Here is a 15,563-nt window from a genome sequence, read left to right as displayed (position 1 = left end):
TGATGTAATTGAAAATTATAGGTATTTAAAATGTACAGTTTTGAGCAACTTAAAGTGTTTATAGCCGTGTGCGAAACAGGGTCATTCTCAGCCGCAGCTCGCTCTCTAAAACGGGCGCAATCAGGAGTGAGTCAATCCATCGCTAATCTAGAAATCTCGATCGACCAAGACTTATTCAATCGAGAGAGAAATACTCCGCAGCTCACAGAAAGTGGTAAGGCTTTGCTGCCAATAGCAAAATCGATCATGCACCAACAAAAACATTTTGACCAAAAGGTAGAAGCTCTCACTAAAGACTACGAACATGACATTGCTATCGCTGTAGATGAAAGTTTGCTTGGAGATCAATTGTTGGCGTTATTTACTCCCCTTTCCCAGCAATTCCCGATTACTCACTTCGAATTCATTAGTGCCTCTAGCTTTAAAGTCGAAGAACTCGTTCGTCAAGGACGTGCTCAGATAGGCATCGTTTATGGCGATGGAGAGTTAAAAGTCGATATGGATTTTTTCTTGTTAGGCCATGCTCGGTTCCTCACTGTCGCTTCAAAAGAGCATGAACTCTCGAAGATGAATGTAGTCAGAGATTCTGATCTAAAAAGGTATCGCCAATGCGTTTATCGCAATACGGAGAAGAAAGAGCTCCCTTTTACTTATGGGATAAGTACAAACACTTGGTTTACTAATAACCATCAGACACTAGTAGAGATGGTAGGCCAAGGTATTGGTTGGGCGAACATTCCCGAATCAGCACTAAAAGTGGCTTTAAGACAAGAAAAATTAGTTGCGCTTCCAGTGGCTCACGAACGTGATGGCTGGCTCAATAGCGTAGGCTGCTTTGTTTCTAGAAGTCACCAAAAGGGGCCAGTATTGACACAAATAATTGCACTATTGGAACATCAAAAATATGAATTATGTGATTGGAAATAACGACGTTAAATTCACCTTTTTGCACACGCTACCCTAACTACTGTCGAGAAATAACCGTCTTCTGACAAAGAAACAACAAAGACCTAGAGTAAATCAGACACTACGCTAACCTTTACTCATTAGCCCAGAGATATCATGGTGTTATTCAAATCGCCTTTACTTTCAAGGAAGACATTATGCACAAAGCAACGCTATTGCTTGGCTCTATGCTAGTTATTACTCAAGGTTGCACAAGCACTGCAATTACATCACAAGCAGATACCGCAACACCTGTTCAATCAGAGATTCAACAACCGCAAGCATCAATTGAAACAGACTCACAACTCAATCGCTTCTCTGATGAAAAGCAGGCATGGCTTGCCAGTGAAGAGTGGAGTTATCACGGCAATGGATTAGCCAAGAATGTAGGCTGGAACGACCAAACGCACAAAGGCGATCTCGACTACGCAGCAGGTTACAGCACTGATCCAAGCAATTGCGCAGGAGAACTCTTTGTCACTGGCGCATTTTACAGCAATAGAATCAGCGGCATCTTCAATGTGAACGGCCAAGATGTCCACTTCAAGTACGTTGATAAGGTCAATGACAACGCACGGTTATACCGCCCAAAGAACCCTGCAGGACTTGCGTTTGTATTAAGCGAATTCGGCAAGGGGAAGCCCGTTGTTATTAAGTCTGATATTGGAATGGTCGCCACCTTCCCAAGCAATGGCTTTTCTGAGGCAAAACTGGCGATAGATGAAGAGTGTACGGCTAAGATGACCAGAGATAAAAATGCTCTGTAAATAGCAAGCTGAAATTCTAAGACAAAAAAATGCCTCCTAGGCAGGAGGCATTTGAATATTACGTTTTCTATATTCCTTATAGACAATGACAAATCCAATCTGAAGTAGCTTTATACTTAACAAAATCATTGATTTCCTCACATTGTCCAGTTAATTATACACAATTAGTAACATTTAGGCATCAAGATATTAACCTACGCATTGTTGCATCTAGTGCCCTCTGTCTTACCCTAAATTAGTCACTGTATTTCCAAATGATGCCTAATGAATTTCTAGTCACAGAAATGCATAAAAACGCATCACTGAAAGCAGGAATGGAATTAACTTTATGCTCGGAATATTACTCACAGATCAAGAATATTTACTTTTTATCAATGCTTTATTTTTGGACAACAAGCGATATGCCACATTAATCACCTGCCATCAATCCCCTATTCGTTATACAAAATAAGTTTCTATTTATTCATCTTATGCCGCACAGACAAAATATATAGGCTTTAGTTCCAGCACCAATTCAGAATTTTTGTGCTGGACACTAAAGGATATAGAAATGAAAAAATTGACTCTGACTGCTATCGCAGTTGCCTCAGCATTCGCTGCATCAGCAAACGCTGCTGAAGTATACAAAGCAGACAACTTAGCTCTTTCTCTAGGCGGCCGTGTTGAGGCTCGTAGTGAGTTCTCTGACCAAGGTAAAGACAATAAAGTAAACCAAAAGCAACAAGAGCTTTCTCGTGCTCGTCTCAACTTTGAAGCTAAGACTCAAATCACTGAAGATGTTCATGCGCGTGGTTTTGTAGAAAAAGAATTTACCAAAGACAATACAAACGATACTCGCTACCTTTACGTTGGCGTTGGTGATGAAAATACTGAACTGCAATACGGTAAAACAGATGGCTCTCTTGGCCTAATCACTGACTATACCGACATCCTGAATACCTACGGCTCAGAAGCATCAAGCAAATCTGCTACGGCTGACCGTGCAGATAACCAGCTACTTTATGTTGGTACCTATGGTGACTTAACAGTTAAAGCCAACGTTAATGGCGGCGGCGCGAAAGTATCGAAATCATTCTTCGATAACAATGGTGTTGAGATTCCAGCTCAAAAGATCGATGCAACCATCGATAAAGGCTACGGTGCGGCAGCAAGCTATGACTTCGGCATGTTAAAAGCAGGTGCCGGTTACGCAAAAGAAACCTATGACGGCAATGCTAAAGATAGCGACAACGTATTAGTCGGTTTAGGCGCTGATGTAACAGATGCACTGTACCTTGGTGCGCTTTACGTGAACGGCTCTCAGTTGGGTGATGATTTCCAAGGTTACGAGCTAGCAGGCTCTTACGACTTTACTGACAAGTTAACCCTTGCATCTACGTTCACTAGCGCAAACTTCGATTCAGAGAAAGATGATCGTAACAGCGCAACCGTAGATCTCGGTTACCAGTTCACTAACTACTTCCTAACTTATGCTGGTGTGAGCAAGAAGTTCACCCAAGATGAAGAACTTAAAGGCATGTTAGGTGCAAAAGTTACTTTCTAACCAAAAGTTACTTTCTAAGCAACAGTCACTTTCTAAGAAAAACGACGCTTAGTTAAACTTTAGCCATCTTTATGGAGCTCTCAATCAGAGCTCCATTTTTCTATGCACCTTATTTACTATCCCTTCTCGTTCTACTGTACATCCTCTCAATATTCACCCTGTTTTTCCGCAAACGATTGCATAAATTAAAAAGCCACTTCCATTAGAATTTTTAATGCTAAGACAAAAATAATCTATCGTGTAGCACGCGAAATTCGTGATCCAATCCAAATAATTTCCCCCTACTTACGGTACTTCCTCAAGGATTGATTTTGATCACAATAAAAATGTCTGCGTTGCAACACAATGCGCCCCGAAATCAATCACATCCCTTTTTTACGAGAATTATATAATGACAACAACGATTATCGCAGAACAAGTATCAGGGAAAACACGTAAATGGACTTATCAAGACATCACATGGTGTCTCTCTCTTTTTGGTACAGCTGTAGGTGCAGGCGTACTTTTCCTTCCAATTAAAGCGGGCGCTGGCGGTTTTTGGCCATTAGTTATTCTAGCCCTAATTGCAGCACCTATGACATGGTTTGCTCATAAGAGCTTAGCCCGTTTTGTTCTTTCATCTAAGAACGAAAATGCGGACATTACCGACGTCGTTGAAGAACACTTTGGAAAGACTGGCGCAACCATTATTACCTTTGCCTACTTCTTTGCCATCTACCCAATCGTTCTCATCTACGGTGTAGGTATCACTAACACCGTGGATTCTTTCATGGTGAATCAACTTGGCATGGAATCTGTTCCACGCTGGTTACTTTCTGGTGGATTAATTGCCCTAATGACAGGTGGCGTAGTATTCGGTAAGGAACTGATGCTAAAAGCAACATCTGCAATGGTATATCCATTGGTGCTTATCTTGCTTGCGCTATCGGTTTACCTAATTCCAGACTGGAATACATCAATGATGTCAGTGACTCCTGAATGGACCACACTGCCTTCTACTATTTGGTTGGCTATCCCAATCATCGTATTCTCATTTAACCACAGCCCGATCATCAGCCAGTTCACTAAAGAACAGCGTAAAACCTACGGCGAAGATGCACACAAAAAAACAGACATGATCACCGGCGGCGCGTCAGCAATGCTTATGGGTTTCGTTATGTTCTTCGTATTTTCGGTCGTGTTGTCTCTATCTCCTGAGCAACTAGCGCAAGCACAAGCTGAAAACATCTCTGTACTTTCTTACCTAGCAAATGTTCATGCGTCACCAATCATCTCTATTTTGGGTCCAGTAATCGCGTTCGCAGCCATCACTTCAAGCTACTTTGGTCACTTCCTAGGTGCTCATGAAGGTTTGGTTGGTCTTGCTAAATCACGCTCAAACGCTTCTGCAAGTAAGATTGATAAGATTGCTTTGGGCTTCATCGTCGTAACCACTTGGATTGTAGCCATTGTTAACCCAAGTATCCTTGGCATGATTGAAGCAATTGGCGCACCTATGATTGCTGCAATTCTATTCATTATGCCTGTCTTTGCGATGTACAAAGTTCCAGCAATGAAGAAGCTAGCAACCACTAAAGCAGCTCGTATCTTCACGCTTATCTGTGGTATCGCAGCGATCACTTCTGCAACGTACGGCATCTTCTAATAAACCTGGATGCTCAATAGCCCTTAGCTTATGGCTAGGGGCTTTTTATTCTGCTCTCCCCTTTATTTCACAATAAGGCATGAATAATCATGATCAGTATTTTTGATATTTACAAAATTGGCGTTGGCCCTTCTAGTTCTCATACTGTAGGTCCAATGAAGGCTGGCTATGAATTCGTTGAAGAACTCAAGCACATGGCAACCTTGCAGTCAGTCACCAAGGTAACGGTCGATGTCTATGGCTCACTATCATTAACCGGCAAAGGTCACCATACCGACATTGCGATTATCATGGGCCTTGCGGGCAACCTTCCGCAAACCGTTGATATTGATTCGATAGATGGATTTATCAAAAATGTAGAGCAAACAGGCAAGCTGGCTTTAGATACTGGCAGTCACATCGTTGATTTCCCTACCTCTGGTGGGATGAACTTCCATTCTGAAAACCTAGCGCTGCATGAAAACGGCATGCAAATCCATGCATGGGCTGACAATGAGCTAGTACATAGCAAAACCTACTACTCTATCGGTGGCGGATTTATTGTCGATGAAGCCTCTTTTGGTCAGTCTGAAGCGCTAACCGTTGAAGTCCCATACCCTTTTGATTCGGCAACTTCGCTTGTTGAACAAGCGGTTGAAAGCGGACTTTCTATTAGCACCTTAGTACTTAAGAATGAGAAAGCACTGCATTCAGATGAGGCTATCTCGAGCTATCTTGCTGCTATTTGGCAAACCATGTCTGATGGCATTGAACGAGGCATGAATACAGAAGGGGTATTACCTGGACCACTTCGTGTTTACCGCCGCGCACCTTGTCTTTACAAAAAGCTTTCCACGTCTGCCGGCACTAACGCAGACCCTATGGCAGTAGTAGATTGGATTAACCTATTTGCATTTGCTGTAAATGAAGAAAATGCTGCAGGTGGCCGAGTAGTAACCGCCCCAACAAATGGCGCGTGTGGGATCGTTCCTGCAGTACTCGCTTACTACGATAAATTCATTCAACCTGTAACAGCAAAAGAATATACCCGTTACTTTGCAGCGTCAGGTGCAATCGGTAGTTTGTACAAGCGTAACGCCTCTATCTCAGGTGCAGAAGTTGGTTGCCAAGGCGAAGTGGGCGTTGCATGTTCTATGGCAGCTGCAGGTTTAGCTGAGCTAATGGGCGGCAGTCCAGAACAGGTTTGCATGGCGGCGGAAATCGGTATGGAACACAACCTTGGCTTAACGTGCGATCCAGTTGCAGGACAAGTTCAAGTACCATGTATCGAAAGAAACGGCATTGCTGCAGTGAAAGCGGTTAACTCGGCTCGTATGGCATTAGGCCGCACCTCTGCCGCTCGAGTATCCCTTGATAAGGTTATCGAGACCATGCTTGAAACCGGTAAAGACATGAACGCTAAATACCGTGAGACCTCTCAAGGTGGCTTAGCTATTAAGGTGCTTTGCTAAAAGTTTCTTTTGCTAAAAAGTAGGTTACTCAATAAATACAATGGCCCAGCACTAAGCTGGGCCTTTCTTTATTGGCTTAACCAATTAGAAGCGGCGCGTTAGAGAGGACACAAACTGGCGTTTGTCAGAACCGTTTTGTCCATATTCCGCTTGAATTGCCCATGAACGGTTGAAGTTGTAGCTTGCTCCTACTAGACCCATCCATTTGTCGATGTTTTCTTGCTCAATTTTATAGTTAATGTACTCGCCATTGTCGCCGTAATAGTGCTCACCGTGTATCGTTAACGAGCTATCCAAATAACTAACTCCAACATAAACATCAACACTGCTGGTATCTTTTAGAGGAATCTGCTTACCAATCCGAGGAGATACACTGATCACCAATTCTTCTGCTTTCGCATTTTTCATGTCTATATAGCTAACTGATACAGGAATCGCTAAAAAGTAATCCTCCCAACCCGCTGCAAACGTTGCGCCTATAGTGTAGTTCCACCCATCCAGATCGACATCGAGAGCGTGATTCCAACCATCCCATTGTTCTAATGCATCACAAAATTCAGGTCTATTTCCTGTAATAGGATTTGGCGTGCATACCTGTCCCCCACCAATACCAGAGCCATTGATAAGGGATCCATCAGACTCAAACTCAACATGCGCCATACCATTAACTTTACCCACAGTAGCGAACACATTCATAAATGGGAACACCCAAGCATCAATCTTCAATTGAGGTGATTGGCTGTGTGAGTAGTTGTTGTCAAAGGACATAAACTCCACTGGTACAGTGCCTGAACCCATTTGACTAAACCCAGCCTCAAGACCCGTAATCGTCATATCCTGCTTGGTTTCGGCATAAAGAATGCTAATGCCAAAAGGTAAAGGCAGGCTAAATCCTTGGTCAACCACATCCTGAGCGAAGAATGGTAGTGGCCTATCCCATTTCGGGTTCGACTCATCACCAGCTGACTCATGATTGGCAAATTTCGCATTACCCACCCCAGTTTCGGTCAGTTCTTCGTTTACCGATACCGACATCAAACGGGCACTCCCCACAGCTGAGGCACTAGACTCGAACACCAGATACGTAGGAATCTCGCTATCTTCTAGATAATATACCTGCTCGGTCTCTATACCACTGGCGCTTATATTCCAGTCAGTCCCCCAAGAAGACTCGCTGAAACCCTCACTAAACTTTTCAAGGTTCTCAGGGGTATCAAGAACAGATATCATTCTGTAGCTACTCAGGCCAAGGCCAGCGCCTACATCGTAACGATAAAGGTCAATGTAGGTGGTAGAGTCATCAACATTGTTATAGACAGCACCTATACCCGTGCCTCCGCCCACCAATGGCACCTTAATGTTCGACATTACACCCGTTGCATACCCTTCTGCTTCTTCTAGTTGAGCATGAATTTCTGGGTAGACCTCTGCCAGTTCTTCTATTAACTGCTCACTTTCATCATCTATTGATTGGCGGATCTCTTCTCTCTCTTCGTATGGGATCGAAGAGCTACAAGCCGTCATAAACAAAGCGATACAACTGGTAAATACAAAGGGGGTGCGCATAGTGCCATAAGCCAACTGGTTACAAAGTGCGCGCAGGTTAACATGATGAAGATCCCCAACCTATCACTCAGGCTTATACCGATCCTCACTCTTATTTAAGTATTCAATTGAGCCTAGTGATGAATTAAAGAGCGATACGAAAAAGAGGGCTTTAAATATAGAGAATTTCTTGCAATTGCTATCATTGGCATCAATGGATCGAATGATGAAACGGAGATAAGGTTTAATTTAGAGAAATAGTTTCAGTTGCGATACCACAATTTGAACACTTCATGCCTCTTGTCTGAACCAACATTTTGAAAGGAATGCCAATATCCGGTTTCTTTGATGGTTAACCACTGAGCACATTGGACACCGTCAAGGAGTATACAAACCAAAAGCTTTCGCTGTATGAGGAAAGAAAGCAGTATTTAGCATAAAAACGGTAGCTTGATAAAGGCTATGTTTGTCGATGTAACCTTACACCCACTACCGTTTTTAGTTCAGTTCCAGTTAATAAGGAAGGAACCTTTTGATATCTGACACCACATTATTTAAGGGCGTTCTTTTTCATCAAATCTTCTTCAACGCCTTTTAGTTTCATCTCATCCATAATGAAGTTTACAGTATTAAGAAGACGTTGCTCCCCTTTAGGGATCAAGTAGCCGAACTGGCTCTTAGTGAATGGGTCAGCACAACTTGATGCCTCTAAGCGCTTATCAATGCTTTGATAATACAGAGCTTCTGGCGTCTCGGTGACCATCACATCTACCTTACCTTCTGCAACCGCCTCAGGTACATCTAGATTATTTTCATAAGTAGTAAACTTGGCGCTAGTCAGGTGTTCTTTGGCGAACAACTCGTTTGTCCCACCAATGTTATAGCCCACCTTAGTGCTGGCTTGGTTTGCTTCTTCTAGGGTATCGTATTTTTCTGCGTTGCCTTTAGCGACCAAAAAGCACTTGCCAAACGTCATGTAGCCTTGAGTCTGCTCAGCGTTCAACTGACGTTGCATCTTACGAGTAATACCCCCCATAGCAATATCATACTGATCTTGCGCTAGGCCATCCAACAGCCCTTTCCAAGTGGTCTCCACAAACTCAACCTTAACGCCAAGCTGATCAGCCATATGCTTTGCCACATCAATATCGTAACCACTAAGTGTCTCGCCATCGTGGTAAGAGAATGGGCGATAGTCACCTGTAGTACCTACTCTTAGTACACCCTCTTTCTGGATATCGTCTAGACGGTCCGCGTGTGCAACACCCACGGTCATCAGGCCCAGAGAGAGACCTAAGATTAGTGTTTTCATGAATTAGTCCTTCTTAACAACTGTAAGCCTGACTATACACTAAAATCAAAAATTAATTCCACCCCAATCATTTACAAAACCAAATTCATCAACTATGCAATTGAATTTACCAACTAGTAGTTCAGTACTGGCTGCGCTAAGCACAGGGAAAGCTTAAATAGAAGTTATGATTTAGCATGAAACCGGTTTTTTGTGAAAGCACCGCTTGGCGATGTAACCATACCACTCACTGCCGTTTATGTTTTCAGCTGCCACTCATTTACGAGCAACCACAAAAAAGCCCTGCTCTCAAAGAGAGCAGGGCTTTCGAATAATGTGCAGTATGGCTAATCTATTAGCGCGTCATACCCAAATCTTTTTGCATGTGATCCGAAAGATCAGATGCATAGTAAGTTGTAGTAGTCTGACCTTTGCCGAAAAGAATATCAACAAGGTGCATCATCAATCCTTTGAAATCAATAGAATAGCTCTTTGCTTCCTGAGAGCTAGGTACTGCCACGGTGTTAAGATTCATTACTTGCGCCATGAGTGCCTCTTTAATTTCTGGTAAGTTTCAATAAGTTATGGCGCAAATATAGGCAAAATCAGTGTAAGAATAAAACGAGTAAAATTCAGACTTCGGATTAGTTTTTCTAATTTTACAACGCAGTAACAAGTGCAAAAATCAACCTACGGAATAGATGCATAAATCCGCAATTTACGCACTATTCTGTGAATATAAATTCCTATGGCTATTTAAAGGCAGTTTTTGTTTACAAAACAGTCACAATAAAAAAGTGAAAATTTATGTGGTTAGGCCTAATTTAATTTGTGTCTCAAAGCGCAATGCTTCTCTTGATACAAACTCTAGGAAGCAATCAGCCATCGACATCTCAGTCACCGTCCAATCATCACGACAGTTCAGTATCGCCGAATACCCTTCCTTACCCTTCATTGTGTAAGCTGAAGACGTGCCCCAATAGACGTGATCGTCGCGAATGTCTGTCCAGCCACGAACCTCATCATAGATCCTTAGGTTTTTTACGCGCTGACCTTTTTTCGCATCAAGCACTACCTGATAATCCAACTGATAGGAATACGGGTAGCTTCCTGAGCCTGTGCCACTTTCATCCACAGCGTTATCAATAGCGCCTTCCAACACGTCCTTAATATGACGCCCTTCAATGGAATAAACGCCAATGGGTACGATGAAAGGCAGTAATTTACCGGCAATGTCAGCCTTACTGATTGGCCCCGCATTTAAAGAGCAGCGCACACCACCCGCATTATGTATTGCAAAATCTATGCTGTGCCCACGATGGCGCATCGCGTGGTAGAAAGACTCAGCAACTAACGAGCAAATCTCACTCGGCCCTTTTTCATCAGGGATCCTTACGTGCCTCAGCCCAGTTTTAAGATGGCCTACAACACTCGTTTGCAGCGCATGCACCTCTGGTTTATAGGTTTCAGTTAATAGTTGATGTATCGCAGGGTCTTTTTTACAGCGCACGATATTATGATGAGACTGTAAATAGTCGAACACCTGATTATATTCGCCATCACAGTCGCAATCGCTCATCGTCGCATCAAGACACAATCGACGACCAATCAGAAGCTCATTTCGACCAAGAAATGCAACGACCTTGCCCGATTCATCAAAATCAATATCACAGTGGCCGATGGCTTGTGCGTGCAGGCCTGCTTGCACAACGTAAGTGTCGTTAACGCGTTTTCCGTACTCATCTCGGCACGACAAGCCCAGTTCGCTAAAATCACCCTGCAGGACGTGAGAATGTCCGCCAATAATCAGGCTAATACCCTTAACACTCTCAGCAAGCTTCAGATCAGCATCGTAGCCAAGGTGGCTAAGCAGTATGATTTTGTTGATCCCTGATTCATGGATTTGTTCAACCGTGTTGATGGCCGTTTGCGTGGCATTGACGAACGGAGTGTCGGGATCAGGGTTTGCAATGTCCATCATCTTATCTATGGATAAACCAAAGATCGCAATCTGTTCACCATCCACTTCATGGGTCAGCCACTTGGCGCTTTTAGAGTGTGGTTGATATGAGTGTACGCTTGGGGTTTCGCTAAGTCTTAAGGGCTTGCTCTGAAGTTCATTTGAGAGATCCCAGTTGCCACACAATAAAGGGAAGTTGATTTCATTGGCGAACGTGGCAAGGGGACCGTTGCCCATGTCCAGTTCATGATTTCCCAGCGTCATTGCGGTTAGGTTGAGTTGATTTAGCAGCCTTGAATTCGCTTCGCCCTTGAATAAGGAGAAGTACAGCGTCCCTTGAAAGCAATCACCGGCGTGCAAAAAAAGAAACTCTCGACCTGCTTGGTCGGATTGCTGTTTAAGCTCTTGCGAACGTGTTTTTATACGTGCGAATCCCCCTACGCTTACATAAGGGTTTAACGTTTGATTCTCTATATTTAAAGACAGCTGTAGTGTTGTTGGCTCAAAATATGAGTGGGTATCGTTGATGTGAGCGACCCGTATCCTTGTCACTTTTTTCATTCTTTTCTTCATTCATTCATCTCTAGTTTCAAGGCCATTGTAGTCGGGCGAATATGACAAACCAATGAATTATTTTCTGGAGCGTATAAAACCTTATCTGACCCAGTATCTACGTGGCTTGTTTAGGTTCTAATTTCCCTAGAAGAACATAAAATATCAATTAGTTAGAAACATGCGAAGCTTCGCAGTGCAAATCCGGTCTGTTTTCTATAATGAAAGGAAAAGGGGTAGATTATGCAATTAGAGCGGATCGAAATCTCTGGCTTTCGGGGCATAAAGCGTCTTTCTTTGCCGTTTGAACAACTGACAACCCTGATTGGAGAAAACACATGGGGTAAATCATCGCTACTCGATGCCCTATCTGTTGCCTTACCGACGAATGCAGAACCCTATCAATTTGAAATGCGTGATTTTCATGTTGATTACTCAATCTCACACCCTCAAACCCAGCATCTTCAGATAGTGCTTAAGCTGCGCGCTAGCAGCAACAATGAACCAAGATCCGGTCGCTACCGCAAAATAAAACCCGCATGGAATGAGCGTTCAAATGGTCGCTCTGAAATTATTTATCGACTCAGTGCCACACTAGAGGGTACTAAAGTCACAACACACTACGCCTTTTTAAATCGCGAGGGAATTCCAAAGCAGTTGCATCACACCGCAAAGCTCGCACAAGAATTGATGATTCTGCATCCTGTCATTCGATTGCGTGATTCAAGACGTTTTCAACGCCTTGAAGAGTCTCCTCAACCGGATTCTAAGATCGAACGCAGAATCAAGAACACCTGTCGCCGCCTCATCTCACACCCAGGCCTTATCAGTAAAGAAGAGATGAAAAGCAGCGTTAAGACCATGCACGACCTTGTCGATCACTACTTTTCCTATAAAACTCACTCAAGGCACGACCCTAGAGCACTGCGAGATGGCATTTTTACCTCAAGTGCGGGTAGCAAGATGTCGCTGAAGCAGTTTGTTGACCAAACCAAAGACCGACAGACTCGTTTGCTACTAATGGGGCTATTGAACAATTACCTGCAAGCAAAGGGGAACACCGAGCTGCGACGTTGTGCAAGACCCTTACTGATCGTTGAAGATCCTGAGGGTCGGCTTCACCCCACTCACCTTGCTCGAGCTTGGGCATTACTGCAAATGATGCCGATGCAGAAAATACTCACCACCAATTCGGCTGTTTTACTAGGGGCTGTGCCTCTGCGAAGTATCAAACGATTGGTTCGAAAATCAGATCGCACAGAAGCCAAATACATTCGCCCTGAGATGCTCTCGTCAGACGAACTAAGACGTGTCGGGTTTCATATACGCTTTCATCGTTCTAGCGCTTTATTTGCAAGGTGCTGGCTATTAGTTGAAGGTGAAACGGAGGTCTGGCTATTTAACGAATTAGCCAAATTGTGTGGCTACGATCTCGCCGCCGAGGGTGTGCAAATCGTTGAGTTCGCGCAATCAGGGCTAAAATCGTTACTCAAAGTCGCTCGCGCGTTTGATATTGACTGGCATGTAGTGACAGATGGTGACGCCGCAGGTAAAAAATATGCAGCCTCTGTGAGAACAATGCTCCATGGCGAGCAAGAACGGCACCGACTAACTGAGCTCCCGGATAAGGATATTGAGCACTACCTTTATAACAATGGCTTTGAGAAGTTCTTTAGAGACATGGTGAAGATCCCTTATGACCACCCTATCCCAGCGAAAAAAGTGATTGTAAGGGCATTGAAGAAACACGCTAAGCCCGACGTAGCTCTGGCGATTGTTGAATACTGTGAAACTCACGGAGACGGTGTAGTGCCACTGCTCATTCGCTGGACGCTCAAACGGGTGATCAGTATGGCTAATGGGAATACTTAACTTTTCTGAATAAACAAAGAAGTGATAACGCTCCAGCAGGGTTCTGCTTCGTAAACCATAACTGGTATTTATGAATCAACCAAATATAACCGCATATATCCTATTTTCATTTCATATAAGATACGCCTAAATATTATGAACGATGTGTTTACACGGCGCTTTCGCCATGAGAACCGAAGCAATGTTTATACGTTTAGGCAGACTTAAATAGCATAATCGCTATCCATAATTACCGTCCATGAGAAAACATCTCTTAAAACAAGTTTACGATGCCTAATTTACCCATTGATATTGGAGCTAAACTATGAAAAAACTGTTTACATTCATCGTACTTCTGTTTGTTTCTACTTCTGCACTCGCTGACTACTCTAGCTTTGTTGATTATGCCCATGCCACAGCAGACGAAGCTCAGACCTTAGAAACCAACAATGAAACACAATCTGAACCTGCTTACGTTGAAGCTGACTATTCCGAATCTGTCAGTAAGGCTAAGTCTGATTATGAACAGCGTATAGACTACCTAGAAAATACGGATTATGAAAAACTAGAGAAGAAAGCTACGCGCGGATCGGCTGGTTTTATTCTTGCGAGTGTGGCGACTATCGCAGCCATTGGTAATCCGGGGCTAGTTGTAGCAGGTGCAGCGGTTACTGTCGGTAGCGTGTTTTATGTAAAAGACACACACAAAGCGTTAAGCGACAAGCGCACATTAGGTCATGAATTATAATGACTCGTAGACAGAACAAATGAGTTGTTATTAATGAAAAAAACCTCGCTTGAATGAATCAAGCGAGGTGAAAAGAAAAGGTACAGAGTTTAAACGTTACTTTTTCTTGCCTTCGACATGCAGTTCCATATCTACATAGCTCGAAGTACCCATAACTGGAATATTAAAGTCAGCCAGTTCTAGGCGGGTTGTGCCCATAAAGCCAGCGCGTTCGCCGCCCCACGGGTCTTTACCTTGACCAATAAAGTTAGCTTCAATGGTGATTGGTTTGGTTTCGCCATGTAGTGTCAAATCACCCATGATTTCTAGGTTACCATCACCCTTGTCGACAACTTTAGTACTATTAAATACCGCATCACTGTACTTAGAAGCATCAATGAAGTCGCCGCTTCGAATGTGCTTATCACGTTCTGCATGGTTAGAGTCCAAGCTCGTTGTATCGACCTTCACTTCTACTGAAGAGGCTTCAACGTTTGCAGGATCATAGCTAAATTCACCAGAGAAACGGTTAAAGCGTCCCTTAATGTAGCTATAACCAAGGTGACTTACCTTAAAGTTAATGGATGCATGCGCACCTTGGGTATCAATTACATAATCTGCCGCGTTAGCGTACAGAGGTGTAGCCATCGCAAGTGCCAATCCTAGAGCAGCCGTTAATTTCTTCATTTTGAACCTCCTATCATTTTGCGTAGCGTATCGTCTTTATCGATAAAGTGATGTTTAAGTGCAGCTAAGGCATGGATAGCTGCCAATCCAATCAGGGCAAATGCCACATAATAATGTACTGTGCCAGCAAGGTCGGCTTGTCCTTCAAACAGCTTTCCTAGTCCTGGTACTTCGAACCAGTCAAATACAGAGATTCCTCTGCCATCTTCCGTCGATATCAAATAACCCGAAGCAAACAAAACAAACAGCAAAAGATACATAAGGTGGTGCGCTGATTTGGCTGCTTTCACTTCAAAGGCATTGCCTTCAACTTTAGGTGCGCCTGTTATAGCCTTCCAAACGACACGGAAAATGGTTAACCCTGCGAGAATAATCCCTATTGATTTATGCCAGAACGGCGCGGTTTGATACCACTCACTATAGTAGTTCAGGTCGACCATCCACCAGCCCACAGCAAACATTCCAATGACGGTTACAGCAGAAATCCAGTGAATAATGCGAGCGGTGCGATTATAGGTTTTCAACGTACTACTCCTTTGCTCCATAAGTAACTCAGTCACTTAACCGTTTCCTTTATTTAACAACTAGACTACAAGATA

General features: G+C 43.4%; 13 protein-coding genes. 7 read left to right on the top strand and 6 right to left on the bottom strand.

Annotated features, from left to right (window positions below; translation table 11 throughout):
- The first annotated feature begins 30 nt into the window (after nucleotides 1-30).
- From OCU35_RS15505 to OCU35_RS15485, 5 genes are all read left to right on the top strand, one after another.
- Nucleotides 31-927 carry a LysR family transcriptional regulator gene (locus OCU35_RS15505; RefSeq protein WP_261826483.1) on the top strand — a complete coding sequence of 299 codons (897 nt, stop codon included), beginning with the start codon at nucleotides 31-33 and terminating at the stop codon, nucleotides 925-927.
- A gap of 176 nt (nucleotides 928-1,103) precedes the next feature.
- Nucleotides 1,104-1,712, top strand: a complete 609-nt coding sequence (locus tag OCU35_RS15500; RefSeq protein WP_261826482.1) for a hypothetical protein — start codon at nucleotides 1,104-1,106, stop codon at nucleotides 1,710-1,712.
- Nucleotides 1,713-2,262: 550 nt separating this feature from the next.
- Nucleotides 2,263-3,255 (top strand): porin, encoded by a 993-nt coding sequence (locus OCU35_RS15495; RefSeq protein ID WP_017028083.1) that lies wholly within the window; start codon nucleotides 2,263-2,265, stop codon nucleotides 3,253-3,255.
- A gap of 391 nt (nucleotides 3,256-3,646) precedes the next feature.
- On the top strand, nucleotides 3,647-4,900 hold the full coding sequence (locus OCU35_RS15490) for an aromatic amino acid transport family protein (protein ID WP_102446469.1): 1,254 nt from the start codon (nucleotides 3,647-3,649) through the stop codon (nucleotides 4,898-4,900).
- An 89-nt stretch (nucleotides 4,901-4,989) separates the two neighbouring features.
- The gene (locus tag OCU35_RS15485) at nucleotides 4,990-6,351 is read left to right on the top strand and encodes an L-serine ammonia-lyase (RefSeq protein ID WP_102360212.1); all 1,362 of its coding nucleotides are present in this window, start codon (nucleotides 4,990-4,992) and stop codon (nucleotides 6,349-6,351) included.
- Between the two features lie 84 nt (nucleotides 6,352-6,435).
- Here the strand turns inward: OCU35_RS15485 and OCU35_RS15480 are convergent, their stop codons facing one another.
- The 4 genes from OCU35_RS15480 to OCU35_RS15465 all read right to left on the bottom strand — a co-directional run bounded on the left by OCU35_RS15480 (nucleotide 6,436) and on the right by OCU35_RS15465 (nucleotide 11,708).
- Nucleotides 6,436-7,917 (bottom strand): lipid-binding SYLF domain-containing protein, encoded by a 1,482-nt coding sequence (locus OCU35_RS15480; RefSeq protein ID WP_261826481.1) that lies wholly within the window; start codon nucleotides 7,915-7,917, stop codon nucleotides 6,436-6,438.
- 529 nt (nucleotides 7,918-8,446) lie between these two features.
- Nucleotides 8,447-9,208 (bottom strand): transporter substrate-binding domain-containing protein, encoded by a 762-nt coding sequence (locus OCU35_RS15475; protein ID WP_261826480.1) that lies wholly within the window; start codon nucleotides 9,206-9,208, stop codon nucleotides 8,447-8,449.
- Between the two features lie 334 nt (nucleotides 9,209-9,542).
- Nucleotides 9,543-9,734, bottom strand: coding sequence for a hypothetical protein (locus OCU35_RS15470; RefSeq protein WP_017028078.1), 192 nt, complete (start codon nucleotides 9,732-9,734; stop codon nucleotides 9,543-9,545).
- Nucleotides 9,735-9,992: 258 nt separating this feature from the next.
- Nucleotides 9,993-11,708, bottom strand: a complete 1,716-nt coding sequence (locus OCU35_RS15465; protein ID WP_261826479.1) for a bifunctional metallophosphatase/5'-nucleotidase — start codon at nucleotides 11,706-11,708, stop codon at nucleotides 9,993-9,995.
- 234 nt (nucleotides 11,709-11,942) lie between these two features.
- On the opposite strand from OCU35_RS15465, the gene OCU35_RS15460 reads away from it, so the two are divergent.
- Complete coding sequence (locus OCU35_RS15460) at nucleotides 11,943-13,571, top strand: ATP-dependent endonuclease (RefSeq protein WP_017028076.1); 1,629 nt, start codon at nucleotides 11,943-11,945, stop codon at nucleotides 13,569-13,571.
- Between the two features lie 304 nt (nucleotides 13,572-13,875).
- On the top strand, nucleotides 13,876-14,298 hold the full coding sequence (locus OCU35_RS15455; RefSeq protein ID WP_261826478.1) for a hypothetical protein: 423 nt from the start codon (nucleotides 13,876-13,878) through the stop codon (nucleotides 14,296-14,298).
- A 96-nt stretch (nucleotides 14,299-14,394) separates the two neighbouring features.
- Here the strand turns inward: OCU35_RS15455 and OCU35_RS15450 are convergent, their stop codons facing one another.
- Both OCU35_RS15450 and OCU35_RS15445 read right to left on the bottom strand, forming a co-directional pair.
- Nucleotides 14,395-14,964 carry a YceI family protein gene (locus OCU35_RS15450; protein WP_017028074.1) on the bottom strand — a complete coding sequence of 190 codons (570 nt, stop codon included), beginning with the start codon at nucleotides 14,962-14,964 and terminating at the stop codon, nucleotides 14,395-14,397.
- Nucleotides 14,961-15,509 carry a cytochrome b gene (locus OCU35_RS15445; RefSeq protein ID WP_038132945.1) on the bottom strand — a complete coding sequence of 183 codons (549 nt, stop codon included), beginning with the start codon at nucleotides 15,507-15,509 and terminating at the stop codon, nucleotides 14,961-14,963. The genes OCU35_RS15450 and OCU35_RS15445 overlap by 4 nt, the downstream gene beginning before the upstream one ends.
- Nucleotides 15,510-15,563 lie beyond the last annotated feature (54 nt).

Origin of the sequence: Vibrio breoganii (genome assembly GCF_024346795.1) — a bacterium.
Lineage (GTDB): Bacteria > Pseudomonadota > Gammaproteobacteria > Enterobacterales > Vibrionaceae > Vibrio > Vibrio breoganii.
Note: the sequence above shows the minus strand (reverse complement) of the source record. Positions and strands in the feature narration are given on the sequence as shown.

Bases quoted from the DNA above. Each gene is read 5' to 3' on its own strand.
- OCU35_RS15505 (WP_261826483.1), top strand. From the start codon at position 31: ATGTACAGTTTTGAGCAACTTAAAGTGTTTATAGCCGTGTGCGAAACA.
- OCU35_RS15500 (WP_261826482.1), top strand. From the start codon at position 1,104: ATGCACAAAGCAACGCTATTGCTTGGCTCTATGCTAGTTATTACTCAA.
- OCU35_RS15495 (WP_017028083.1), top strand. From the start codon at position 2,263: ATGAAAAAATTGACTCTGACTGCTATCGCAGTTGCCTCAGCATTCGCT.
- OCU35_RS15490 (WP_102446469.1), top strand. From the start codon at position 3,647: ATGACAACAACGATTATCGCAGAACAAGTATCAGGGAAAACACGTAAA.
- OCU35_RS15485 (WP_102360212.1), top strand. From the start codon at position 4,990: ATGATCAGTATTTTTGATATTTACAAAATTGGCGTTGGCCCTTCTAGT.
- OCU35_RS15480 (WP_261826481.1), bottom strand. From the start codon at position 7,917: ATGCGCACCCCCTTTGTATTTACCAGTTGTATCGCTTTGTTTATGACG.
- OCU35_RS15475 (WP_261826480.1), bottom strand. From the start codon at position 9,208: ATGAAAACACTAATCTTAGGTCTCTCTCTGGGCCTGATGACCGTGGGT.
- OCU35_RS15470 (WP_017028078.1), bottom strand. From the start codon at position 9,734: ATGGCGCAAGTAATGAATCTTAACACCGTGGCAGTACCTAGCTCTCAG.
- OCU35_RS15465 (WP_261826479.1), bottom strand. From the start codon at position 11,708: ATGAAAAAAGTGACAAGGATACGGGTCGCTCACATCAACGATACCCAC.
- OCU35_RS15460 (WP_017028076.1), top strand. From the start codon at position 11,943: ATGCAATTAGAGCGGATCGAAATCTCTGGCTTTCGGGGCATAAAGCGT.
- OCU35_RS15455 (WP_261826478.1), top strand. From the start codon at position 13,876: ATGAAAAAACTGTTTACATTCATCGTACTTCTGTTTGTTTCTACTTCT.
- OCU35_RS15450 (WP_017028074.1), bottom strand. From the start codon at position 14,964: ATGAAGAAATTAACGGCTGCTCTAGGATTGGCACTTGCGATGGCTACA.
- OCU35_RS15445 (WP_038132945.1), bottom strand. From the start codon at position 15,509: ATGGAGCAAAGGAGTAGTACGTTGAAAACCTATAATCGCACCGCTCGC.